Below are 24,012 nucleotides of genomic sequence, written 5' to 3'. Positions count from 1 at the left end.
CCTGAATGCTCTCTTTCGGGCCCTCAATCCCCGCCCGTCCGTTCGATCTGCCCCGCCTCGCGGACCGCGATGCTTGCTCCGGCCCGCTTTTCGACCCAGCCGCGAACCCGAATCCGTTGCCCTGTCAGAGACTTGGGCGCTAGCCCGGCGGCTTCCAAGCCCCCCACCATCCGCCTTGAAATAGTCACCGCAAAGCCACGAGTCCAGCGACCGGCAAAGTTCAGATAGACGGTCGAACCCACCTCCCGCACCGAATTGACCCTGCCCTCGACTACCGTGAACCGCCCGAGACGCGACAAGATATCGCCCGAATTTGCGGCGTTTTTTATGACGTCGATCCCCACCCAGGCACCGGCCGCGGCTGAGCGCCCTGCCGCTTCGGCTGCGCGCAATTGCTGCAGGCATTCCGCGCTCTCAACGCCGAGGCCGACCAGCGCCACGCCGGCGGACAGCAATCGGGCCTGCACCAGCTCGGCGCCGTCCGCCAGCAACACGTAAGCCGGCTGCCGGCCGTAGCGATCCGGCACGTCGTCGGCGCCGCGCAGCACGACGCGGTGGCCGAGCGCGGCGGAGCGCAGCATCGCGGCCCCGGCCTCGCGCTGCTCGTCGATCGGCTCCACGCCGGTGAGCCGGACCTCGCGGCCGTCCGCCAGCCGCAGCGTTCGGGCGTCGACCACCTCGGTCACCACGCCGTCGCCCTGCACCGGCAAGTCGGCGCATCCTGCGGCTTCCGCCCGCCCGTCCGGCATCACACCGAAAGCCACCGCTCCGATCGCCGCGAGCAGACTCCTCCTGAGTCGTCGAAATGACGTCATCGAACCCGCAGCGCTGATTCGCATCCCTGCCGATTCGCCAGAGTAGCGATCGCGGCGCTGCCGGCGAAGCCCGCTGCTGACTGCGAGTGACCAGCCCGTCCGGCAATTTCAACTCCGCGGACGATCAGCCAGCCACAACGCCGCGCCGTCACTCCGTGGCATCACACGATGCCGTGCGACGCGCATTCGGATCGTTCGACAACTAACCGGTCTGCGGCGACGCCGCGACGGCGCGTAGTAAGCCGACCGTGCGCTTCGTTGCGCTCATTCCACTCGCCGGAAATACCACCTCGCTTGCCGCATCGCGGAGGATGCGGCATGATCGCGCGCAATCATCAGAGGCGCCGCGATCAGAATCGGCGCTCGCCAGGGAGGATGTCTTGAAGCCATTCCGCACGACGCTGCTCGCATGTCTGTCGATCGCCGCGATCACCACCGCGAGCGCGCAACCACAGCCGCCGCTCAAACTCGGCGCGATCCTCGACATGTCGGGCCTGTATGCCGACATCACCGGAACGGGCAGCGAGACGGCGGCAAAGATGGCCGTGGAGGACTTCGGCGGCACGGTGCTGGGCCGCAAGATCGAGATCATCGCCGCCGACCATCTGAACAAGGCCGACAACGCCGCCAACATCGCGCGCGACATGCTCGACAACCAGGGCGTCGAAGCGATCATCGACGTCGCCGCCTCGGCTACGGCCCTCGCCGCCGGCGAGATCGCCAAGGCCCGCAACAAGATCATCATGTTCTCCGGCCCGGGCTCGATCCGGCTCAGCAACGAAGCCTGCGGCCCCTACACCGTGCACTACGTGTTCGACACCTTCGCGCAAGCGAACACCACCGGGCTCGCCGCGGTGAAGCAGGGACTCGACACCTGGTTCTTCCTGTCGGCCGACTACGCGTTCGGCCAGGACCTCGAGCGCGACACCACCAATGTCATCAAGGCGTCGGGCGGCAAGGTGCTGGGCAGCGTCAAGCATCCGCTCAACACTTCCGACTTCTCCTCGTTCCTGCTGCAGGCCCAGAGCTCAAAGGCCAAGGTGATCGGACTTGCCAATGCCGGAGGCGACACCATCACAGCGATCAAGCAGGGCGCCGAATTCGGCATCACCAAAGGCGGGCAGAAAATCTCGCCGCTGCTCGCCTTCATCTCCGACATCGACAGCGTCGGGCTGGAGACCGCACAGGGTCTGATCCTGGCGGAAGCGTTCTATTGGGACCTCAACGACGAAACCCGTGCATTCTCCAAGCGCTTCATGGAGCGCACCAAGCGGATGCCGACCTCGGCGCAAGCCGGTCTGTACTCCGAAACGATGCACTATCTGCAGGCCGTCAAGGCGGCCGGCACCACCGACGCGGCGGCGGTGACCAAGAAGATGAAGGAGATGCCGATCAACGACTTCTTCGCCAAGAACGGCAAGATCCGTGAGGACGGCCGGATGGTGCACGACATGTATCTGTTCGAGGTCAAGAAGCCGTCGGAATCCAAGGGCCGCTGGGACTACTACAAGCTGCTAGCGACCGTGCCGGGCGATCAGGCGTTCCAGTCGCTTGAGCAATCACGCTGCCCACTGGTGAAGAAGTAACACACGACAGCACCCTCACCCTGAGGAGCCCGGCGTAGCCCGAAGGGCGCAGCCGGGCGTCTCGAAGGGCGAGGGATGTTCATCCTCATGGTTCGAGACGGCGCTACGCGCCTCCTCACCATGAGGGTGCGGTGGTCGGCTCGGGTTCGATGACCAAAAGAACAACAACAGGGAAACGTTCAATGACCGACATCGTCCTGCAAACCCTCGACCGCGACCTGCTCACCATCACGATGAACCGCCCCGAGCGGCGCAATGCGCTCAATCAGGACATGATCCGCGGACTGGTCGAGGCGGCGCACCGCGCCAAGGACGATCCGGAGGTGCGCGCGGTGCTGCTGAAGGGCGCCGGCGGCACCTTCTGCGTCGGCGGCGACGTCAAGTCGATGGCCGCGGCCGGCGACCCGCCGCCGCTCGAACAGAAGGTGGCGAACCTCCGCCGCGGCATGGAGGTGTCCCGTCTGCTGTATCAGATGCCGAAGCCGGTGGTGGCGCAGATCGACGGCGCGGCGGCAGGCGCTGGCCTGTCGATGGCGCTGGCCTGCGATCTGCGGGTCGCGGGCGCCTCGGCCAAGATCACCACGGCGTTCGCCAAGGTCGGTCTCTCCGGCGACTTCGGCGGCACCTACTTCCTGACGCATCTGATCGGCGCCGCGAAGGCGCGCGAGCTGTATCTGACCTCGCCGGTGCTGACCGCCGAGCAGGCGCAGGCGCTCGGCATCGTCAGCCGGGTGGTGCCCGATGCCGAGGTCGAGGCCGCCACGCGGGAGCTTGCGCTGTCGCTGGCGCAGGGCCCGACCATCACGCTCGGCTACATCAAGACCAACATCAACAACGCCGAAAGCCTGTCGCTCGAAGCCTGCTTCGACGCCGAAGCGCTGCATCACTCGCGCTGCGCCGAGACCGCGGACCACAAGGAAGCAGCCGCCGCCTTCGTCGAGAAGCGCGCGCCGCACTTTCAGGGTCGCTGACGATGGCGCCGTTCCTTCGCCTGCGCCAGATCTGCCTGGTCACCGAGCCGCTTGAGCCCGCCGCGTCGCAGCTCGCCGCGATCCTCGGGCTGAACATCTGCTACCGCGATCCGCATGTCGGGAAATACGGCCTGGAGAACGTGCTGCTGCCGGTCGACACCACGCTGCTGGAGATCGTCGCGCCGACCCAGCCCGGCACCGCGGCAGGCCGCTTCCTGGCGAAGACCGGCGGCCGCGGCGGCTACATGGCGATCTTCTGTTGCAACGACCCCGATGCGCGCGGCCGCCACGCCGCGACCCTCGGCGTGCGCACCGCCAATGTGATCGACCACGCGCCATATCACGGCGTGCAGCTGCACCCGCGCGACTGCCGCGCCGCCTTCATCGAACTCAACCACACGGAAGGCAGCGACAATATCCGCGGCCCTTATCCGCCCGCGGGCCCCGACTGGGCCGCGGCGATCCGCACCGACACCACGCAGGCGCTGACCGCAGTCGAGATGCAAAGCCCCGACCCGGCCGATCTCGCCTCGCATTGGGGCCGGATTCTCGAACTGCCGGTCGATAGGGATGCAGATAGTGTCGCCGAACTCCGCCTGCCGAACGCCACGTTCCGGTTCGTACAAGGCGCGAGCGAAACGATGACGGCGCTGAAGTTCAAAGTGGCGGACGTGAATAAAGTTCGCGCGGCCGCAGAGGCGCAGGGTGTTGGTTGCACCGCCGACGGCTTCAACCTCGCCGGCGTCGAGTTCAGACTCACGAACTAACCGCGAGTCATTCCGGGGCGCTCCGCGAAGCGGAGCGAACCCGGAATCTCGCAGTTGTGGAAACGATTGAGCCGCAGAACGCTTCGTGATTCCGGGTTCACGCGCTACGCGCGTGCCCCGGAATGACCGCCCGGGGCTGGCGACGACTCGGGGCCGACGAGTAGTCGTAGCCCTACCGTCCCTTGAAATGCGCCGCGCGGCGTTCTTCGGTGGCTTTGACGCCTTCCTTGAAGTCTTCGGTGGCGCGCAGGCGGGTCTGTTCGGCGAGTTCGTGCTTGGTCGCCTGCATCACCCGGTCGGCGAGGTTCGCGCGCATCGTGGCACGGGTCGACAGCAGGCCGAGCGGCGAACATTCGGCGATTTCGCGGGCGAGCTTCAGCGCGCCACTGCGTACTTCGTTGATCGGCACCAGCACGTTGGCGAGACCCATCTGCACTGCTTCTTCGCCGGTGACGCGGCGCGAGGTGTAGAACATCAGCTCGGCGTTGTTCTTGCCGATCAGTTCCGGCAGCGTCACGGTGAGGCCGAAGCCGGGATGAAAACCGAGTTTGGTGAAGTTCGCCGAGAACCGCGCCTCCGCGCAGGTGACACGGAAATCCGCCGACACCGCGAGGCCGAGCCCGCCGCCGATCGCGGCGCCGTGCACCGCCGCGACGATCGGCTTCTTGGCGCGGAAGATCCGCACCGCTTCGTAGTACAGATGGCCGATCTCGCCGAGGCTGTCGGCCGGATCGCCCTTCGCGGCCGCCGGGTCGGCTTCCTGCCGGGCCGGATCGCCAAAATTGGCGCCGGCGCAGAACGCCTTGCCCTGCGCCGCCAGCACGGTGGCGCGCACTTGCGGATCGGCGTCGATCTCGTCCAGCGCATCGGCGATCTGCCGGATCAGCGAGATGTCGAAGAAGTTCAGCGGCGGTCGCTGGATCTCGATGGTGGCGACGTGACCGGTCTTCTCGACCGCGATATCGGTGTAGCTGCTCATGATTGATCCTCGATGGTTCGATGCGCGCCGGCGTCAGCGCAGGCCGAGCCCGCGGGCGATGATGCCGCGCAGCACCTCGGTGGTGCCCCCCTGAATGGTCAGCTTCGGCGCCAGCTTGGTGGCAAACGCCGTGAGCTCGTCGAGCGTGGCATGATTCGACGCCTCGCCGTCGACGAAGGCCGCGAGTTCGCGCACCCGGTGTGGCAGTTGCTGCTCCCAGATCGTGCCGATGTCCTTGACGATCGAGGCTTCCACCACCGGCTCCTTGCCGGCCTGCAGCATGCCGGCGACCGACACCGACATCCGCCGCATGGTGTGGAGCTGCGCCACCAGCCGGCCGATGCCCTCGGCGCCGCGGGTGTCCGGATCGGGGCCGAGCGCGCGGACCAGTTCGGTGAGCACGTAGTAGGTCTCCAGAAAACGCTCCGGGCCCGAACGCTCGTAAGCGAGTTCGGACGTCGCCTGCTTCCAGGCGCCGTCGACCTCGCCGAGCAGATGATCGTCCGGCACGAACACGTCGGTGAACACCACCTCGTTGAATTCGTACTGACCGGTGATCTGCGCGATCGGGTTCACCTTGATGCCGGGCGACTTCATGTCGACCAGGAACTGGGTGAGCCCGTGGCGGCGGTTTTCCCTGGTGGGCGGCGAGGTACGGAAAATCGCGATCATGTAGTCGGCGATGTGCGCCGAGGTAGTCCAGATCTTCGAGCCGTTGATCAGATAGCCGCCGTCGGTCTTGGTCGCCTTGGTCTTTGCGGCGAACAGATCGGAGCCGGAATTCGGCTCGCTCATGCCGATCGCGAAGCATAGTTCGCCGCGGCAGATGCGCGGCAGTATGTCCATCTTGATGTGCTCGGGGGCGTATTTCAGCAGCACCGGGCCGCTCTGGCGGTCGGCGACAAAGAAGCGGCGGGTCGGCGCATTGGCGATGCGCATTTCTTCGGTGACGACGTAGCGCTCCAGGAAGGTGCGCTCGTGGCCGCCGTATTGCTTAGGCCAGGTCATGCCGAGCCAGCCGCGCATCCCGACGCGGCGGGAGAATTCAGGCGCGTCGGAATCCTCGCGCTGCGGCTTGTGCGGATCGAAGGTGCCGGCAGCGATCTCTTCGGCGAGGAAGGCGCGGACTTCCTTGCGCAGTTCTTCGCAGACGGGCGGCAGGCGGATCGGATCGAAACGGAGGGCGGCGGTCATCGCATAATCTCGCTACGTTGAGGCGGTCAGCGCGAAGCGACCAGCGGCCACAAATCATCGGCACCACGCTTGGCCACCATGCGGCCGAGCTCGACCGCCCAATGGCTCTCGTTGCCGAAATCGTCGCGCCAGGCGAGCGCGCGCAGGCTGAAGCGATGCAGGATGTGCTCGGCCGTAAAGCCGATCGCGCCATGCACCTGATGGGCGATCGCCGCGCCCTTCTCAGCCGCTTCGGCGCAGCGGATCTTGGCCGCGGCGGCTTCGAGAAACAACGCGTCATCGAAGCCATCAGCGCTACTGATCGCGTCGGCCGCGGAGGTCGCGGCCGCGAGTGCAGCCGAGGTCTCGCCGGCGAGCTTCGCCAGATTGTGCTGCACCGCCTGGAATTTGCCGATCTTCTTTTCGAACGCGACGCGCTCGTTGGCGTAGGTGACGCTGCGGTCGAGCAGCGTTTCGAGCGCGCCGGCGATCTGCAGGCTGCGCGCAACCGCCCCCATCAACATCAGCGAAGTCTGATCGAGCCCCTGTGGCGCAGGCGCCGTGGCGATCGGCGCGACCTTGTCCAGAGTGACGACGTCCGACGCATCGCCGCCGACGCCGAGGCCTTTGTCGATCCGGCAGGCCGATGCCGGCACGAGCGCGATCGTGGCGCCGGCGGCGCTTTGCGCCAGCACGGCGATGTGCCGCACGCCCTGCGCGAACGGCACGCTGCGCGCGCGGCCCGACAACTTGCCGTCCGCATCGAGCGCGATGCGATCTTTCGGATGGGCCGGCGCGATCGTCATGGCGCCTTCGGGTGCCGCGATCTTGCCCTGGGCCAGCAGCCAACCGGCCAGCATAGTCTCGGCGAGCGGCACCGCGAGGCCGGCGCGGCCGGCGGCGTTGAGCACGCCGAAGCCCTCGGCGAGACTCGCGCCCGAGCCGCCGAACTCCTCCGGCACCCAGGACAGCAGCAGCCCGGATTCGCTCAGCGCCTGCCACAGCGGCGCCTTCCAGGTCTCGGCTTTGTCGGCGTTGATGGTTTGCGCATCGGCGAGGTCGGCGAAGATCTTCTCCGCAGTCTCGACGACGATATTGTCGGTCTCCGTCACGGCGTTTCCCGGTTGCGCACTCAGCACCCGGCGGATCGCCAAGCATGCGTGCTGGTCTTGTTGTTGCGCGGCATGATGCGGAAAAGCGGAAACGAACACAAGCGCAGCCGGCACGGGGCGGATTGCTCGCCGGACATGGTCGAAACGACTCACACGGCAGGCTTATTCCGCAACATGGGCTTTGCCGGCTTGCTCTCGATATCGCAACCGATATGGTTGCGGCGACGCGGCGAAGCCGGTTCGATGCAAAGGGAGTGAAGATGTCAGACGGACTGAACGTGATCGTCACCGGGTCGGCCTCGGGCCTCGGCGCCGCAACCGCCAAGATCCTCGCCAAGGACGGCGCGCGGCTGGTGATCAACTACGCATCGAGCAAGGACGACGCAGAAAAGACCGCCGAAGAGTGCCGCAAGCTCGGCGCCGCCGACGTGATCGTGGTGCAGGGCGACGTCGCCAAGGACGAGGACTGCAAACGCATCGTCGAAGCCGCTGCCTCCTGGGGCAAGCTCGACGCGCTGGTCAACAACGCCGGCACCACCAAGCACGTGGCGCATCATCTGCTCGATCAACTATCGGCCGACGATTTCCAGCGCATCTACGCGATCAACACCATCGGCCCGTACCAGATGGTTCGCGCGGCGCGCGAGCTGCTCGTCGCCGGCGCCAAGGCGGCCGACCGCGCTTCAGCGGTGGTGAACGTCTCGTCGGTCGCCGGTATCAGCGGTATCGGCTCGTCGATCGCCTACGCGGCCAGCAAGGGCGCGCTCAACACCATGACGCTGTCGCTGTCGCGCGCGCTGGCGCCGAACATCCGCGTCAACGCGATCTGCCCCGGCTACATCGACACGCCGTGGTTCACCAAGGGGCGCGGCGCCGAGGAAGCCAAGCAGGTGCGCGACATGGTGGTGTCGCGGGTGCCGCTGAAGATCGCCTCCAGTGCCGAAGACATCGCCGAGCTGGTGTGCTTCCTGGCGACGCCGAAATCGGCCAGCATGACCGGCGAGCTGGTGCGGATGGACGCCGGCATGCACCTCGCCGGCTGACTTTTCATCCGTACGATGCAGCATGCGGCCCGGCGACGCCGGGCCGCAAAGTGTCGGCGGGAATGTCAGCGCGGGTCGTATGGATAGCGATTGCCGGGGTCGGAGATCACCCGTCGCGCCACCAGCCGGTTCCAGATGAACAGCACCGCCACCGCGCCGACCGTCGCGGTGATGAAGCCGGCCCCCTGATTGGGGCCGTAGTGCCCGATCATCTGCCCGACCGCGGTAGCCAGAAACGCGCCAGCGATGCCGAGCACCGTGGTCAGAACGAATCCTTGCGGATTGTTCGGCCCCGGCGACAGCACCCGCGCGATGATCCCGGCAACAAAGCCGACCACGAGGATCCAGATCAGTCCGCCCATGTCAGGGTCCTTTCGACCATCAAGCGTTGCAGAACGTGCACGACGACAATTCGGTCGCGGCCGATCAGATCCAGCGCGAGGCTTCGTCGTCGGTGGGCAGTCGGCCGTCCGGCGTGAGCTGATCGACCACATCCGGCAGATACCGGCTGAGACCGTCGAGCAGCTCGTCGCGCGACATCCCGGTCTGGCGGGTCATCGCGTCGATCTGATCGGCGCCCAGCGCGCTGGCGAGGTCGTTCGGGCCGATCTGCTGGTTCGGACCACGGCCGACCCAGGAATCGGCGGCGTCGCCGAGCCCATTGTTCTGAAGCTGCCGCAGCAGATCGCCGAGCCCGCCTGACAGCACACTGCCGACCGCGCCGCCGAGCACCAGGCCTCCGAGACCGCCTTTCAGGAAGTCACCCCAGCCGCCACCGGTGTTTTCCGGCGGAGGCGCCGGCATCGGACGCGGCTGATTGGCGGGCGCGGTCTGCTGCTGGCCGCTGGTCATGTGGTTGTAGGCCTTCCACGCCAGCAGCGCGAGGATCGCCATGGTGAACTTGGACATGCCGCCGCTTTTGTCTTGCGGATCGGCCGGGCCCCGCGGGCCGTTCTGCATGCCGTTGAGGATGTCGAGCAAACCCATCGAGACCTCCTGTGTGGGCCGGCACGGCGCGACAAGGCGCAGGCTTCGGCCGGCATCACAACGTAGGAAGGGGCGATGGAGTTTCCAAGGCGGACCCGGTCGTCAGGCTGCGCCCGAAAGATGGAACGGCCGGTCAGCTCGTGATGCGGGCATCGGCGACCGCTCTTTTGAAAAGCGCGTTCATCGCCTCGGCGATGCCTTGGGTCGGGCTGACCTCGAAGTAGAAGCCCGGCGAGGCGCAGGCCTCCATGTTCTTTGCGATCTCGCTGTTCGCCGACGGGCCGTAGGGGCCGGCATTGAACGGCGCGATCCACTTCTTGTACCAGTCGTTGCTCGGCAGATCGAGATAGGTGGTGTAAAGCACCGCAACCCTGACGCCGCGATCCTTCAGGGTCTTGCACAGCGCCGGATTGATCGGCGATTGGCAGCGGTTGCCGGTCTTCGGCTTCAGGCAGGCGGGATTGTATTCGTCGGCGACGCCGTCCGAGACGAAGAACAGGTACTTCAACGGAGAACCGGCCGCGCCGGTTCCCGGGGCGGCGATCAGTTTGTCGATCGCCGGCAGGATCGCGGTGTATTGCGTGTCCTGATCGTTGTTGTCGTTCTGCCCCTTGACCGTCATCAGATCGATCGCGCCGGCGGCGGTCTTGGCGCTCGACAGACTGGCCGACAGCGCGAACAGATTGCGCAGGCCGGCGGTCTGGGCCGAGGCGCCGAAATCGTAAATCGCCATCCTGAACTGATTGGTGTAGGTCGCGGTGGCGGCGGCGGTGTCCATCAGTTGCTGGGTGGCGCTGCGCAGAACGTCGATCCGGGTGGTGATACCGAGCGCCTTCGCCAGATTGTAGTAGTTGTTCTTGTTGTTGACGTCATGGCAGGCGAACGCGCAGTGGTCGTCTGACGATTTGTTGGCCGTCGCCGCCACCATCGCGGCGACGTCGGTCGGCGTGGCGCCGACGCCCATCGACGGCGAATTGTCGAGCAGCAGATAGAAATCGATGTATTTCGGCATGCTGGCGGTGGCGGTGGAGGCCCCGCCGACGGTCATGCTCGACACCGCGACCGCCTTCATGAACATGGTCGAGATCTGCGCCGAGAACGTCACCTTCGACGTCACCGCCTCGCCGCTCTTGCTGACCGTGGCCGCCACGCTGTCGAGCGTATAGCCGGTGAGATTCGCCAGATTGCCGTTGAAGATCCGCAGCGCGTCGTCCGCGCCCGACGTGATCGCTCCGTCGGTCGACATCGAACCGGCGGCGATGTAGGCCGGCGAGGTTCGCGACACCGCACCGACCGAGGCGGCGTCCGCCGCCGCCTGGAGTTTGGTGCGCAGCGCATTGGCGCGACTGTAGTCGACCGCGCAGCCGATCGCCGAAATCAGCGGGATCAGCACGAGGGCGAAGATCACGGCAATATTGCCGCGCCTGTCACGATGAAACCGAGCAATCGCTTCTGCAAACGCCATGGGTCCGACCGGCCAACACAGTGGGCTGTGAGCCTAGCCGGGACGGCCTAAAGCAAGGTTTAAGGCTGGAACCAAATTGTGCGGCGAAGGCGCCGGCGCCCCGTGAGGTCTGGCACCGGTCCGCTCCAGCCGACTTCCGGGTGGCGATCGGACCGCCGCTCTGCTATGGGAGGCTCCTGCCAGCGGCCCTGCGCCGCAAGCCGGACGGTCCCGTAGCTCAGCCGGATAGAGCGGCGGTTTCCTAAACCGTAGGTCGGAAGTTCGAGTCTTCCCGGGATCGCCAGCTCCGCCCATTCGTCGATCGGACTTTGTCAGCCGAATAGTGTCAGCCGGAGACTCCCAACCGGACGGCGGCGAGCCGGACGACGTCCGGCCAGCCTGAGTGGAAGGCGGGGGACCAAGCCCGGCTCAGCTCATACCTTGACCATCCGCTTGCCACGATTTTCGCCGGCGAGCAGGCCGATCAGCGCGGCGGGGGTGTTCTCCAGGCCGTCGATGACGTCTTCCTGGACCTTGAGCTTGCCGCTGGCGACCCATTCCTGCAGCCTGGCGACCGCCTCGTCGCGCTGATCCATGTAGTCCATCACAATGAAGCCCTGCATGATCAGCCGCTTCACCACGATCAGCCCGGGGATGCCCCGCGGGCCGGTGGCCGAAGGGGTGCGGTCGTATTGCGAAACCGCGCCGCAGCAGGCGATCCGGCCCTTCAGGTTCATCTGCGGCAGGCAGGCTTCGAGAATGTCGCCGCCGACATTGTCGAAATACACGTCGATGCCGTTGGGCGCCGCTGCGCGCAGCGCCTTGAACAGCGCGCCGTCCTTGTAGTCGACCGCCGCATCGAAGCCGAGCTCGTTCACCAGCCAGTCGCATTTCTGCTTGCCGCCGGCGATGCCGACCACGCGGCAGCCCTTGATCTTCGCAATTTGCCCGACGATCGAGCCCACTGATCCTGCCGCGGCCGACACCGCCACGGTCTCGCCGGCGCGCGGCTTGCCGATGTCGAGCAGGCCGAAATACGCGGTCAGGCCGGCGATGCCGTAGACGCTGAGCAGATGCGTCATCGGCTCGACCTTGGGCAGCCTGGCAAGATGCTTGGCCGGCAGCGCCGCATAGTCCTGCCAGCCGGTGTCGGCGAACACCAGATCACCCGGCGACAGCCCAGGCGCCTTGGAACTCACCACTTCGGCGACGCTGCCGCCCGGCATCACGCTGTCGGTCTCGACCGCGGCCCGATAGGTCGCGCCCTGCATCCAGGCGCGGTTGGCGGCGTCGAGCGAAATGTAGCGGACCTTGACCAGCGCCTCGCCGTCCTTCGGCTCGGGCATCGGCGATTCCGCCAGACGGAAATGCTCCGGACCGAGTTTCTCCTTCGGCTTCTCGATCAGCAGGATCTGGCGGTTGACGGTCGCGGTCATGAGCTTCCTTGTTTGTTTGATGGGAATGCGGACGCGACGCGATCTTAGTTGATCCGCGCCGAAAGGAAATCGGCGCGCGCAGGCTGCGCCTTTAAGCCGGCAATGCCTGCATCACGCGGTCGAGCGCCCGGGTGTAGACCTGCTCGGCAAGGTCCGGAAATCGGCGGCTGAGCGATTCGATCATCACGCCGGAGTTGATCTCCAGCACGCGCGGTCCTTGCGCGGTCCACACCACATCGACGGCGCCGAAGCCGAGGCCGATCGCGTCGGCGGCCTCGGCGGCGATCGCCACGCACGCGGTGCGCAGCTCTCCATCGCCGATCAGTTCGGGCTCGGCGCCGAACTCCAGATTGTGCCGCCAGTCGAGCGGGAACTGTGCGCCGGCCGGCACCACCGCATCCAGCGCGGCGTGGCCCGCCGGCAGATTCGCCAGCACGGTGCCGAGCCGGTCCGCCGGCACCGCGCCGATCAGAAGCTGCAGCGCGCTGCGCTCGCCATCGCCGATGATCGCCGGGCGCTTTTTTTCGTAAACCACCAGCGGCGCCCGATCGAGCAGGATCACCCGGACTTCGCGGGCGATGTCGAAATACGGCGCGATCGCCAGATTCTGATTGGCGGCGAAGACCGCGGCCGCGGCGCGCTCCAGCTCCAGCTCGGTCGTCGCCTTGAATACCAGATGGCCGCAGGTGCCTTCGTTCGGCTTCAGCACCAGCCCGGCCGGATGGTCGCGCAGCATCTCCAGCATCGCCGACCAATGGCCTCTGTCCGGCACGTATTTGAAATGCTCGTGATTCATGAACAGCCGGTGCGGCACGCAGGCGATGCCCGCCGCGCCAAGGATGTCGGCGGTCGCCGCCTTGTCGTTGGCGAGGCGATGAGTCACCGAGCTGTTCAGCCCGAAATCGTAGCCATAGATGAAGTGCCGGGCGTCGCCCTTGGCGAGCACGATCAGCCAGCCGTCGAGCTCGAGCGTGACGTCGACGCCGCGCGCGCCGCAATAGGCTTCGACGATCCGGACGATCACGCGATCGGCATATTGCATCGGGGCTCTCGTCAACAGGCGGTGACCGGCGCAGCAAAGGGCCGCCGGCGGGCGCGCGGTGGATCGCTTCGGGGCGGCGAAATGTCAAGCCGAACCGCACCGCGCGGCGGCCCGGCGATAGGATTGCGACGTCTGCGTGACCGGATGATCGCGGAAGGCCCGAGGTTATCGAGGCCACTCGGCCGTGCTATACAGCGCGCCCGGTCGCCGCCGGTCGATGCGCGGGGCTTCCCGCTGCGGCTGATCGGACGTTGCGTCCTGCCGGTCCCGCGGGGATTCCATGGGTTTGCTGCTGCTTCCGCTCTCGCCGCGCTATATCGTTCTCACCGTCTGTTCCGTGATCACCGCGCTGCTCGCCGCGATCGCGGTGATCGACTTCCACACGCCGCTGTTCGCCGTGGTGCTGGCGCCGCTGCTGGTGTTCGGCGCCCTCACCGTTCTCGGCATCCACGACCTCTTGCAGACCAGCCACGCGGTGCTGCGCAACTACCCGATCGCCGCGCATCTGCGCTTCCTGCTTGAGGAGATGCGCCCCGAGATGCGGCAGTACTTCTTCGAGAGCGAGAAGGACGGAAAGCCGTTCAGCCGCGACACCCGCGCGCTGATCTATCAGCGCGCCAAGATGGAGCTCGACAAGCGGCCGTTCGGGACTCAGAAGGACGTCTATGGCGACGGCTATGAGTGGATGCACCATTCGGTGGCGCCGCGGCCGCACGCTGCCGAGCCGTTCCGGATCTCGATCGGCGGGCCGGATTGCGCCAGGCCTTATTCCGCCTCGGTATTGAACATCTCGGCGATGAGTTACGGCGCGCTGAGCCCCAACGCGATCCGCGCCCTCAACGCCGGCGCCCGAAAGGGCGGCTTCGCGCACGACACCGGCGAGGGCGGCGTCAGCCCTTATCACCGCGAGGCCGGCGGCGATCTGATCTGGGAGATCGGCTCCGGTTACTTCGGCTGCCGCACCCGCGACGGACGGTTCGATCCCGAGGCGTTCGCCCGCGTCGCGGCCGACGACCAGATCAAGATGGTCGAGCTGAAAGTCAGCCAGGGCGCCAAGCCGGGCCATGGCGGCGTGCTGCCGATGGCCAAGATCTCCGAGGAGATCGCGCAGATCCGCGGCGTCGGCATGGACGAAGATTGCGTCTCGCCGCCCTATCACAAGGCATTCTCGACGCCGATCGAGATGATGCGGTTCATCGCCGAGATGCGCCGCCTCGCCGGCGGCAAGCCGGCCGGCTTCAAGCTCTGCGTCGGCCATCCCTGGGAGTTTCTGGCGATCTGCAAGGCGATGCTCGCCACCGGAATCTATCCGGACTTCATCGTGGTCGACGGCAAGGAAGGCGGCACCGGCGCCGCGCCGCTCGAATTCATGGACCACCTCGGCATGCCGATGCGCGACGGCGTCAGCTTCGTCCACAACGCGCTGGTCGGGATCGGCGCCCGCGACCGCATCAAGCTCGGCGCCTCCGGCAAGATCGCCACCGGCTTCGACATGGCGCGCGCCATGGCGCTCGGCGCCGACTGGTGCAACTCGGCTCGCGGCTTCATGTTCGCCCTCGGCTGCATCCAGTCGCTGAGCTGCCACACCGATCGCTGCCCGACCGGAGTGACCACCCAGGAGCCGACGCGCTACCGCGCCCTGGTGGTGCCGCACAAGCTGGAGCGGGTTTACAACTATCACCGTGCGACGCTGCAGGCGTTGGGCGAGCTGGTCGCGGCAGCCGGCCTCGACCATCCGCGCGACATCCGCCCGTATCACTTCTCGCAGCGGACCTCGTCGTCCGACGTGGTGTCGCTGGCGCAGCTCTATCCGGCGCTGCGTTCGGGCGAATTGCTGAACGGCACCGACGATGCCCGTTTCAAACGGGCCTGGGCGATGGCCCGGGCCGAGAGCTTTGCACCGGTGTGCTGACCGGGCTCGTTCTACGTCATCGCGCGGAGCGAAGCCACCGACGCAGCATGCGGCCCTGGACTATTTGCCTCGCTCGCAACGCTGCTCAAACGCGCGGCGTGTTGCTGAGTGCGGCGAGGTCGAAGCGGTGGATGTCGTCCAGCAGCTCGCAGAATGCGCGGGCGCCGTGATCGAGCAACTGCCGCCCCTTTGCGGCGGTCGCGGCGGTGGCGTCGCCGATTGCGCCGCCCGGGTGCAGATCTTCGGCCGCCCAGGCGAACGGTGCCGGCCGCTGCGCCGACAACCAGCGATACTGCTGCTCCATCGCGACGCTGGCCGCACGAAACTCGGCGAGCCTGTCGGTGCGGACCAGCGCCGGCGCGTGCGCCAGCATGATCGAGGTCTCGACCGCGCCGCCGTGAATGCCGTGGCGCAGCTCGTCGGCGGTGAACAGTCCGTCCGGCACGCCGAACCGCGCCCAGCCAGTGGTCACCACCAGCATCCGGTGCCGCGCCCGCAGCTCCTGCGCCACCAGGCCCATCGCCGCGCTGTTGCCGCCATGGCTGGTCACCATCACCAGCTTGCGCACCCCGGCGCGGGCGACACTGTCACCGATCTCGGTCCAGACGCGGAGCGCGGTTTCCGCCGACAGCGTCAGCGTGCCGGGAAACGCCAGATGTTCGGTCGACAGCCCGATCGCCTGCAGCGGCAGGAAGCTCGCCGGCAGCTCCGCCGGCAAGAATTCGTGCACCCGCGCCAGATAGGCTTCGGCGATATCGACGTCGGTCGACAGCGGCAGATGCGGCCCGTGCTGCTCGGTCGCCGCCAGCGGCAGCACCGCGATCCAGCGCTCGGGTTGCGAATCGGCGATCTCCGGCCAGCGGATCGCGCACCAGTCACGCGGCGGCAGCGCGGTCATCGGCGGGACGTGACCCGGACAGGGAGTGGTTCAAATGCCCGCATTGTTTCGCTATCAATCCTGAAACGCTCGAATCCGTGCCGCCTGCGGCCGCATCATGGGCCAAAACGATCGAGGGAGTCCAATCATGCCCCCCGCCTTCCTGCTGCGAGCGTTAACCGGGGCTGTCGTCGTGGCTCTGTTGGCGCTGCCGGTCCACGCCTCACCGCCGCCTGCCGCGGAGAAGCCCGCTGCGGAAAAGGCTCCCCCGCCTCCGCCCCCGCCGAAGAAGCCGGCGCCCCCGAAGGTGCAGCCGGTGCGCAAGGTGCCGGAGGGCGGCTTCGACAAGATCTCGTTCGGCACCAACTGGGTCGCCGAGGCCGAGCACGGCGGGTTCTTTCAGGCGGTCGCCGACGGCACCTACAAGGCCTACGGCCTCGACGTGACCATCGTGCCGGGCGGACCCAACGTCAACAATCGCACGCTGCTGATCGCCGGCAAGCTCGATTTCTTCATGACCGCCAACACGCTGCAATCCTTGGACGCGGTCGCCAACAACGTGCCGGTGGTGGCGATCGCCGCGATGTTCCAGAAGGATCCGCAGGTGTTCGTCTCGCATCCGGAGGCGCGGGTCGAGACCATCACCGACCTGAAGCCGCTGACGCTGTTCGTCTCCAAGGAAGGCATCACCAGCTACTTCCAGTGGCTGAAGTCCGAATACGGCTTCAGCGAAGCCAAGGTGAAACCCTATACCTTCAACCCGCAACCCTTCATCATCGACCGGCGCAGCGCGATGCAGGGCTACGTCACCTCCGAACCGTTCACGGTCGAGCAGGCCGCCAAATTCAAGCCGAGCGTGCTGCTGCTCGCCGACTACGGGCTGAACGGCTACTCGACCCTGATCGAGACCCGCCGCGATCTGATCGACAAGAATCCCGACATGATCCAGCGCTTCGTCGACGCCTCGATCGTCGGCTGGTATCACTATTTGTACGGCGATAATTCCGCCGGCAATGCGATGATCAAGCAGCTCAATCCGGAAATGACCGACGAGATGCTGGCCTATTCGGTCGACAAGATGAAAGAATACGGCATCGTCGATTCCGGCGACGCCATCAAGAATGGGATCGGCGCGATGACCGACGCGCGCTACGCGTCTTATTTCGACAAGATGGCCCGCGCCGGGGTGGTGGCGCGCAATCTGGATTTCCGCAAAGCCTACACCCTGCAGTTCGTCAACAAAGGCGTCGGCGTCGATCTGCGCCCGAAGCAGAAATAGCCGGCCAGATGGCCTCGTCGCCGCGATCGTCCGTTGCGGATGCCGACGCCACCGGGCCGGCGATCGAACTTCGCCGCATCACCAAGACCTATCGCAGCGGCACGCTGGCGCTCGGCCCTGTCGATCTCGACATCGGCCGCGGCGAGTTCGTGTCGCTGCTCGGGCCGTCCGGATGCGGCAAATCGACGGCGCTGCGGATGATCGCCGGCCTCACACGCCCTTCTTCAGGGCGGATCGAGGTCGGGACTGCGTCGCCGCGCGGACGCGGCGAACACCCGGTCGGCTTCGTATTCCAGGAGCCGACGCTGATGCCGTGGGCGAGCGTCCGCCACAACGTCGCTTTGCCGCTGAAGCTGGCGCACGTCGCCGGCGCCGAGATCGACCGGCGGGTCGACGAGGTGCTGGCCCGGGTCGACCTGTCCGACTTCGCGGATGCATTTCCGCGTGAGCTGTCGGGCGGCATGAAGATGCGGGCGTCGCTGGCGCGCGCCCTCGTGACCAGACCCGACATCCTGCTGATGGACGAGCCGTTCGCCGCACTCGACGAGATCACCCGATTCCGACTCAATGACGACCTGCTGACGCTGTGGGACGAATTGCAGATGACCGTGGTGTTCGTCACCCATTCGGTGTTCGAGTCGGTGTATCTGTCGCAGCGCGTGGTGGTGATGACGCCGCGGCCGGGCCGGATCGCCGCCACCTTCGACATCGATGCACCGCGGTCACGCGGCGAGGAATTTCGGCTGTCGGCCGATTACGCGGCGCGATGCCGGGAGGTTTCACGCGCGCTGGCGTCGTCGAGCGAGCCCGCGCGGCCTTCCGCGGTGGCGCGGACGTGAGCGCCGTGCCCGCCTCGCGTGACGATGTACAGCCGCTTGGCGCCCGTGCCGGGCTGCGCGTGGTGCTGCCGGTCGTTGTCCTGCTCGCCGTGATCGTGGCGTGGGATCTGGTGGTGCGGCTCAATCAGATCCCGCCTTATGTGTTGCCGGGACCGCTCCTGGTCGCCTCGACGCTGATCCAGGACTGGCCGGTGCTGTTCGGCTCGCTGCTCACCACCCTGCGGACCACACTGGAAGGCTTCGTCGCCGCCGCGGCCGGCGGCATCGCGCTGGGGCTGCTGTTCAACCAGTCCCGGCTGCTCGAATTCTCGCTGTTTCCCTATGCGGTGGTGCTGCAGGTTACGCCGGTGATCGCGATCGCACCGTTGCTGCTGATCTATCTGCCGCAGGAAACCGCGGTGATCGTCTGCGCCTGGATCGTGGCGTTCTTCCCGGTGCTGTCCAACACCACGCTGGGACTGAATTCGGTCGACCGCAATCTGGCCGGGCTGTTCCGGCTGTACGGCGCCTCGCGCTGGCAGACGCTGCTGCGGCTGAAGCTGCCGGCGGCGCTGCCCTATATCCTCGGCGGCCTGCGCATCGCCGGCGGATTGTCGCTGATCGGCGCCGTGGTGGCGGAGATCGCCGCCGGTTCGGCCGGCGCCGGCTCGGGCCTCGCCTACCGGATTGCCGAATCCGGATACCGGCTCAACATTCCGCGCATGTTCGCAGCATTGCTGTTGCTGTCGACGGCGGGCATTGTGATCTATCTGCTGCTGGCGCTGGTGTCGCATCTGCTGCTCCGGCGCTGGCACGAAAGCGCGCTTGGAAAGGATAATTGATGCCGGGGGAAACGGATGCGTCCGGGCCGATCGATCTGCTCGTCTACGGTCCGCGCAAAGAGGTGATCGACCAGGGTTTCCCGGACGGCTATGTGCTGCACAAATGCGAGCGCGCGGACGATCTCGACGGCCTGAGCGAGGAGGTCCGCGGCCGCATCCGCGGCATCGCCGTCACCGGACTGGTGCCGACCGGCGCCGCGATGCTGGCGGGCTTTCCGAAGCTGGAGATCGTGGCGAGTTTCGGGGTCGGCTACGACCACGTCGATGCGGCCTGGGCGGCGCAACACGGCGTGGTCGTCACCAACACGCCCGACGTGCTCACCGAGGAGGTTGCCGACACCGCGCTCGGGCTGCTGATCGCCACCTTGCGCGAGTTCGTGCGCGCCGACAAATATGTCCGCGCCGGCCTGTGGCAGACGCAGGACTATCCGCTCAGCACCGGCTCGCTGCGCGACCGCAAGGTCGGCATCGTCGGGATGGGGCGGATCGGACAGGCGATCGCCCGCCGGCTCGACGCATCGCTGGTGCCGGTGGTGTATCACTCGCGCAATCCGGCGGCCGGCGTCGCCTACCAGCACTATCCGAACCTGATCGAGATGGCCAAAGAGGTCGATACCCTGGTGGTGATCACGCCCGGCGGTCCGGCGACAGCGAAGTTGATCAACGCCGACGTGCTCGACGCGCTCGGGCCGCGCGGCGTGGTGATCAACGTCGCGCGCGGCTCGGTGATCGACGAAGACGCACTGATCGCCGCGCTGAGATCCGGCAGGATCCTCGCCGCCGGTCTCGACGTATTCGCGGCCGAGCCGAACGTTCCGGAGGAGCTGCGGACCATGGCGAACGTCGTGCTGCTGCCGCATATCGGCTCGGCCTCGGTGGTGACGCGCAATGCGATGAACCAGCTCGTGGTCGACAACCTGAAAGCATGGTTCTCGGGCCGGCCGCCGCTGACGCCGGTCGCGGAAACACCGGTGAAAGGCCGCTGACGATGGGACGCGCGATCGGCACGGTGATCCTGACGGCATTGCTCGCGGCGACCGCGACGGCGCAAGACGCATCCAAGATGAAGCAGGACTTGGTCGGGCAGTGGGAGCTGGCGACCGCCGAGCGCAGCAAGACCTGCGTCGTCACGCTGGCGTCCGAACCGGTCGCCAAGGGGCTGAAGCTGACGCTGGAACCCGACTGCGCCAAGACCCTGCCGTTCACCAAGGAGATCGCCGCCTGGGACGTCAAGGGCCTCGACATCGTCCGGCTGCAAACCGCGGACGGCGAGCCGGTGATCGATCTCACCGAGGTCGAGAGCGGGATTTTCGAAGGCCACCGCAACGGCGAGGGGATCTACATCCTGCAGAATCTGGTCGCCGCCCGCTCGCTCGCCAAATCGATGGACCAGATGATCGGCGACTGGACCATGGTGCGCGGCAACGGCCGCCAGATCTGCGCCCTGACGCTGACCAACACCGAGGCCGGCACCGACAACTTCCAGGCGTTCCTGAAGCCGCGCTGCGATCCGCTAGTCTCCGGCTTCGGTCCGACGATGTGGCGGCTGGAGCACGGCGCGATGTTGCTGATCGCGCCGAACGGCACCACCTGGCGATTCGAGGCCGACGACAATGCGCAATGGCGCAGAATGCCCGATAGCGCCGATCCGCTGATCATGCTGCGGCAATAACCTCGTAGTACTACCAGCACTGTTTATCTCGACCGGCAGCGCCGCCGCGGCCAGCGGTTTGACATGCGTCATAGCTCGACGCCGGCCGAACTCAGCATCCTGCCCTCCTACGCAATCTGCGATACGTCGAGGGAGGACGGCACCATGGTTGGGTGGTTGAAGGCGATGTCGGCGGCCGCAACGGCCGCGCTGCTGCTGATGACGGCGCCCGCGCGATGCGAGCCGGCGCCGGTCTCCGACGAAGAGGCGCTGAGCCTCGGAATCGACGCTTACCTGTATTTTTATCCGCTGGTGACGATGGACCTCACCCGCAAGCAATCGACCAATGTCGAGGCCGGCAAGGAGTTCGGCAAAGGGCCGATGAACAGCTTCGTCAGCGTTCCGGCCTATCCGCCGGCCGATTTCAAAACGATCGTGCGGCCGAATTTCGACACGCTGTACTCGATCGCCTGGCTCGATCTGTCGCGCGAGCCGATGGTGGTGACGGCGCCCGACACCAACGGCCGCTACTACCTGCTGCCGATGCTCGATATGTGGACCGACGTGTTCGCCTCGCCCGGCTGGCGCACCACCGGTACCCAGGCGCAGAAATTCCTGGTCACCGCGCCCGGCTGGAGCGGCACGGTGCCGTCCGGGATGCAGCGGATCGAGGCGCCGACGCCGATTATCTGGATCATCGGCCGCACCAAGACCGACGGCCCGGCGGACTACGCCGCGGTGCACCAGATCCAGGCCGGCTACACCGCGACGCCGCTGTCGCAATGGGGCAAGCCGCCGGTACCGGCCCCTGCCTTCGTGCCCGATCCCGCGATCGACATGAAGACGCCGCCGAAGCAGCAAGTCGACGGCATGCCGGCCAGTCAGTTTTTCGCCTACGCGGCCGAGCTCCTGAAACAGAACCCGCCGCATATCACCGACCAGCCGATCATCGCGCGGCTGCGCCGGATCGGGCTGGAGCCGGGCAAGAGCTTCGATCTCGACAAAGCCGCCCCCAACGTACGCAAAGCACTGGGCGCAGCACCGGCCGAGGCGCTGAAGCTGATGAGCTGGAAGATGCCGACCATGGCCCGGGTGACCAATGGCTGGAGCATGAACATCGACACCATGGGGGTGTACGGCAATTACTACCTGAAGCGCGCGATCGTCGCCCAGTTCGGGCTCGGGGCCAACGTGCCGGAGGATGCGATCTATCCGGTCAACTTCGTCGACGACGCCGGCAAGCCGCTCGACGGCACCAGCAACTACGTGCTGCATTTCGGCAAAGGCGCGACGCCGCCGGTCGATGCGTTCTGGTCGCTGACGCTGTACGATCCCGACGGCTTCCCCGTCCCCAACCCGCTGCAGCGCCAGGCGCTGAGTAGCTGGATGCCGCTGAAGCACAACGCCGACGGCTCGCTCGACCTCTTGATCCAGAACGCCAGCCCCGGCACTGCGCACGAATCGAACTGGCTGCCGGCCCCGAAGGGGCCGTTCACGCTGACGATGCGAATGTATGCACCGAAGCAGGAAGCGCTGACCGGCCGCTGGGCGCCGCCGGCGGTGACGCGGGTGCAGCCGCCGATCCCGCTCGGCCAATAGCGAGGCCGAATGACGGCGCGTTATCCGGCGCGCCGTCGTTCGACCAAGCCGCCTCTCAAATCCCCGCCATCATCACGTATTTGATCTCGACATATTCTTCGATGCCGTGGTGCGAGCCTTCGCGGCCGAGGCCGCTCTCCTTGACGCCGCCGAACGGGGCGACTTCGGTGGTGATCAGGCCGGTGTTGACGCCGACCATGCCGCTCTCCAGCGCCTCGGCGACGCGCCACACCCGGCCGAGGTCACGGGCGTAGAAGTAGCTGGCGAGGCCGAACGGCGAGGCATTGGCGAGTTTGATCACTTCGGCTTCGTCCTTGAAGCGGAACACCGGCGCCAGCGGGCCGAAGGTTTCTTCATGCGCCACCAGGGCGTCGGGCCGGACATCGGCCAGCACGGTCGGCTCGAAGAAGGTGCCGCCGAGCGGATGACGTTTGCCGCCGGTGATAACCTTGGCGCCGTTCGACAGCGCATCCGCAATGTGCCGCTCGGTCTTCTCGACCGCGGCCTCGTTGATCAGCGGCCCCTGCGTCACGCCCTGCTCGGTGCCGTCACCGACCTTCATCGCCTTGACCTTGGCGGCGAGCTTCTCGACGAACGCGTCGTAGACGCCGTCCTGCACGTACAGCCGATTGGCGCAGACGCAGGTCTGGCCCATGTTGCGATATTTCGACACCATCGCGCCTTCAACCGCGGCGTCGACGTCGGCATCGTCGAACACGATGAACGGCGCGTTACCGCCAAGCTCGAGACCGAGCTTCTTCACCCCGACCGACGCCTGCTTGTAGAGGATCTTGCCGACTTCGGTCGAGCCGGTGAAGCCGACGAAGCGCACCGCCGGGTGTTCGCACAGCACCTTGCCGATTTCCGGCGCATCGCCGGTGAGGACGTTGAACACGCCCTTCGGCACCCCGGCCTTCTCGGCCAGCGCCGCCAGCGCGAAGGCGCTCAGCGGCGTCTCTTCGGCCGGCTTCAGCACCACGGTGCATCCCGCCGCCAGCGCCGGCGACACCTTGCGGGTGATCATCGAGCTCGGGAAATTCCACGGCGTGATCGCACCGCAGACGCCGATCGGCTGCTTGATGGCGATCAGCCGGGCATCGGGGCGCTGGGTCGGGATGGTTTCGCCGTAAACCCGCCGAGCCTCTTCGGCGAAGAACTCGACATAGGCGGCGCCGATATCGACCTCGCCGAGTGCTTCAGTGAGCGGCTTGCCCTGTTCGGAGGTCAGGATCAGCGCCAGATCCTCGCGATTGGCGATGATCAGCTCGAACCATTTGCGCAAGATATTGGAGCGCTGCTTGGCGGTGAGCTTGGCCCAGGCCGGGAACGCCTGCGCGGCGGCCTCGACGGCCTGGGTGGCTTCCGCGGCGCCGAGATGCGGCACCCTGGCAATCGTCTGCCCGCTCGCCGGATTGGTCACCGCGATCGTCGCAGCGCCCGACCAGGCGCCGTCGATGAAGCATTGCTCGCGCAGCAGCGACGGATCCTTCAGACGGTCGCGCAGCGAGGCGGCTCGATCGGCGGTGCGGGTGGCGGCGGTGGGGGACATCGGATGCTCCGGCATTGCAGGTGGATTGCAGGCGGGGCCGCGATGGCCCCTGTCGCCGGTCAATATAGGCAAAGATCGCGCGGCGCATAGCGCAGGCCGGGTATCGTGTCCTTCGTGTCACCGCGCTGCG

The 24,012-nt window shown here is 66.7% G+C and carries 22 protein-coding genes and 1 tRNA gene; 12 read left to right on the top strand and 11 right to left on the bottom strand.

Annotation, left to right across the window (positions count from 1 at the left end; genetic code table 11):
• Positions 1-23: 23 nt before the first annotated feature.
• Positions 24-815: a thermonuclease family protein gene (locus tag FLL57_RS22105; protein WP_013499983.1), complete on the bottom strand. Its 792-nt coding sequence runs from the start codon at positions 813-815 to the stop codon at positions 24-26.
• A gap of 380 nt (positions 816-1,195) precedes the next feature.
• Here FLL57_RS22105 and FLL57_RS22100 point away from each other — a divergent pair, with 380 nt between their 5' ends.
• The 3 genes from FLL57_RS22100 to FLL57_RS22090 all read left to right on the top strand — a co-directional run bounded on the left by FLL57_RS22100 (position 1,196) and on the right by FLL57_RS22090 (position 4,139).
• Entirely contained in the window at positions 1,196-2,401 is a 1,206-nt protein-coding gene (locus FLL57_RS22100; protein ID WP_013499984.1) for an ABC transporter substrate-binding protein, read from the top strand.
• Between the two features lie 182 nt (positions 2,402-2,583).
• Entirely contained in the window at positions 2,584-3,372 is a 789-nt protein-coding gene (locus FLL57_RS22095; RefSeq protein WP_142884027.1) for an enoyl-CoA hydratase, read from the top strand.
• Positions 3,373-3,374: 2 nt separating this feature from the next.
• A complete protein-coding gene (locus tag FLL57_RS22090) occupies positions 3,375-4,139 on the top strand; it encodes a hypothetical protein (protein WP_142884026.1) in 765 nt (254 codons plus the stop codon).
• 172 nt (positions 4,140-4,311) lie between these two features.
• Here FLL57_RS22090 and FLL57_RS22085 read toward each other — a convergent pair whose 3' ends face one another.
• From FLL57_RS22085 to FLL57_RS22075, 3 genes are read right to left on the bottom strand one after another with little or no spacing between them, the layout of a single operon-like run.
• Positions 4,312-5,118: an enoyl-CoA hydratase/isomerase family protein gene (locus FLL57_RS22085; protein ID WP_047309514.1), complete on the bottom strand. Its 807-nt coding sequence runs from the start codon at positions 5,116-5,118 to the stop codon at positions 4,312-4,314.
• Between the two features lie 33 nt (positions 5,119-5,151).
• On the bottom strand, positions 5,152-6,312 hold the full coding sequence (locus tag FLL57_RS22080) for an acyl-CoA dehydrogenase family protein (protein ID WP_142884025.1): 1,161 nt from the start codon (positions 6,310-6,312) through the stop codon (positions 5,152-5,154).
• 26 nt (positions 6,313-6,338) lie between these two features.
• Positions 6,339-7,403: an acyl-CoA dehydrogenase family protein gene (locus tag FLL57_RS22075; protein ID WP_142884024.1), complete on the bottom strand. Its 1,065-nt coding sequence runs from the start codon at positions 7,401-7,403 to the stop codon at positions 6,339-6,341.
• 260 nt (positions 7,404-7,663) lie between these two features.
• On the opposite strand from FLL57_RS22075, the gene FLL57_RS22070 reads away from it, so the two are divergent.
• Positions 7,664-8,446 carry an SDR family NAD(P)-dependent oxidoreductase gene (locus FLL57_RS22070; protein WP_142884023.1) on the top strand — a complete coding sequence of 261 codons (783 nt, stop codon included), beginning with the start codon at positions 7,664-7,666 and terminating at the stop codon, positions 8,444-8,446.
• Positions 8,447-8,511: 65 nt separating this feature from the next.
• Here the strand turns inward: FLL57_RS22070 and FLL57_RS22065 are convergent, their stop codons facing one another.
• The 3 genes from FLL57_RS22065 to FLL57_RS22055 all read right to left on the bottom strand — a co-directional run bounded on the left by FLL57_RS22065 (position 8,512) and on the right by FLL57_RS22055 (position 10,898).
• Positions 8,512-8,808, bottom strand: a complete 297-nt coding sequence (locus tag FLL57_RS22065) for a GlsB/YeaQ/YmgE family stress response membrane protein (protein ID WP_013499991.1) — start codon at positions 8,806-8,808, stop codon at positions 8,512-8,514.
• A 64-nt stretch (positions 8,809-8,872) separates the two neighbouring features.
• Positions 8,873-9,433 carry a YidB family protein gene (locus FLL57_RS22060; RefSeq protein ID WP_142884022.1) on the bottom strand — a complete coding sequence of 187 codons (561 nt, stop codon included), beginning with the start codon at positions 9,431-9,433 and terminating at the stop codon, positions 8,873-8,875.
• A gap of 133 nt (positions 9,434-9,566) precedes the next feature.
• Positions 9,567-10,898, bottom strand: a complete 1,332-nt coding sequence (locus FLL57_RS22055; protein ID WP_142884021.1) for a TadE/TadG family type IV pilus assembly protein — start codon at positions 10,896-10,898, stop codon at positions 9,567-9,569.
• A 206-nt stretch (positions 10,899-11,104) separates the two neighbouring features.
• Between FLL57_RS22055 and FLL57_RS22050 the strand changes: the two genes are divergently transcribed.
• Positions 11,105-11,181: transfer RNA gene (locus FLL57_RS22050), tRNA-Arg, on the top strand.
• Positions 11,182-11,311: 130 nt separating this feature from the next.
• On the opposite strand, the gene FLL57_RS22045 is transcribed toward FLL57_RS22050, so the two are convergent.
• A complete protein-coding gene (locus FLL57_RS22045; protein WP_142884020.1) occupies positions 11,312-12,313 on the bottom strand; it encodes an NADP-dependent oxidoreductase in 1,002 nt (333 codons plus the stop codon).
• A gap of 91 nt (positions 12,314-12,404) precedes the next feature.
• On the bottom strand, positions 12,405-13,355 hold the full coding sequence (locus FLL57_RS22040; protein WP_142884019.1) for a hypothetical protein: 951 nt from the start codon (positions 13,353-13,355) through the stop codon (positions 12,405-12,407).
• 280 nt (positions 13,356-13,635) lie between these two features.
• Between FLL57_RS22040 and FLL57_RS22035 the strand changes: the two genes are divergently transcribed.
• Positions 13,636-15,267 carry an FMN-binding glutamate synthase family protein gene (locus tag FLL57_RS22035; RefSeq protein ID WP_142884018.1) on the top strand — a complete coding sequence of 544 codons (1,632 nt, stop codon included), beginning with the start codon at positions 13,636-13,638 and terminating at the stop codon, positions 15,265-15,267.
• An 85-nt stretch (positions 15,268-15,352) separates the two neighbouring features.
• Here FLL57_RS22035 and FLL57_RS22030 read toward each other — a convergent pair whose 3' ends face one another.
• Positions 15,353-16,165 carry a creatininase family protein gene (locus FLL57_RS22030; protein ID WP_142884017.1) on the bottom strand — a complete coding sequence of 271 codons (813 nt, stop codon included), beginning with the start codon at positions 16,163-16,165 and terminating at the stop codon, positions 15,353-15,355.
• Between the two features lie 127 nt (positions 16,166-16,292).
• On the opposite strand from FLL57_RS22030, the gene FLL57_RS22025 reads away from it, so the two are divergent.
• From FLL57_RS22025 to FLL57_RS22000, 6 genes are all read left to right on the top strand, one after another.
• On the top strand, positions 16,293-17,423 hold the full coding sequence (locus FLL57_RS22025) for an ABC transporter substrate-binding protein (RefSeq protein WP_142884016.1): 1,131 nt from the start codon (positions 16,293-16,295) through the stop codon (positions 17,421-17,423).
• Positions 17,424-17,431: 8 nt separating this feature from the next.
• Positions 17,432-18,262 carry an ABC transporter ATP-binding protein gene (locus FLL57_RS22020; protein ID WP_142884015.1) on the top strand — a complete coding sequence of 277 codons (831 nt, stop codon included), beginning with the start codon at positions 17,432-17,434 and terminating at the stop codon, positions 18,260-18,262.
• Complete coding sequence (locus FLL57_RS22015) at positions 18,259-19,083, top strand: ABC transporter permease (RefSeq protein WP_041807605.1); 825 nt, start codon at positions 18,259-18,261, stop codon at positions 19,081-19,083. The genes FLL57_RS22020 and FLL57_RS22015 overlap by 4 nt, the downstream gene beginning before the upstream one ends.
• The gene (locus FLL57_RS22010) at positions 19,083-20,069 is read left to right on the top strand and encodes a 2-hydroxyacid dehydrogenase (protein ID WP_142884014.1); all 987 of its coding nucleotides are present in this window, start codon (positions 19,083-19,085) and stop codon (positions 20,067-20,069) included. The genes FLL57_RS22015 and FLL57_RS22010 overlap by 1 nt, the downstream gene beginning before the upstream one ends.
• Positions 20,070-20,071: 2 nt before the next feature.
• Positions 20,072-20,755 carry a protease inhibitor Inh/omp19 family protein gene (locus FLL57_RS22005; protein WP_142884013.1) on the top strand — a complete coding sequence of 228 codons (684 nt, stop codon included), beginning with the start codon at positions 20,072-20,074 and terminating at the stop codon, positions 20,753-20,755.
• A gap of 144 nt (positions 20,756-20,899) precedes the next feature.
• On the top strand, positions 20,900-22,333 hold the full coding sequence (locus FLL57_RS22000) for a DUF1254 domain-containing protein (RefSeq protein WP_142884012.1): 1,434 nt from the start codon (positions 20,900-20,902) through the stop codon (positions 22,331-22,333).
• 55 nt (positions 22,334-22,388) lie between these two features.
• Here the strand turns inward: FLL57_RS22000 and FLL57_RS21995 are convergent, their stop codons facing one another.
• Complete coding sequence (locus FLL57_RS21995) at positions 22,389-23,882, bottom strand: NAD-dependent succinate-semialdehyde dehydrogenase (protein WP_142884011.1); 1,494 nt, start codon at positions 23,880-23,882, stop codon at positions 22,389-22,391.
• Positions 23,883-24,012 lie beyond the last annotated feature (130 nt).

This window comes from Rhodopseudomonas palustris (assembly GCF_007005445.1).
Lineage (GTDB): Bacteria > Pseudomonadota > Alphaproteobacteria > Rhizobiales > Xanthobacteraceae > Rhodopseudomonas > Rhodopseudomonas palustris_G.
The sequence above is the reverse complement of the archived record's forward strand: the minus strand, read 5'-3'. Positions and strand labels throughout refer to the sequence as shown.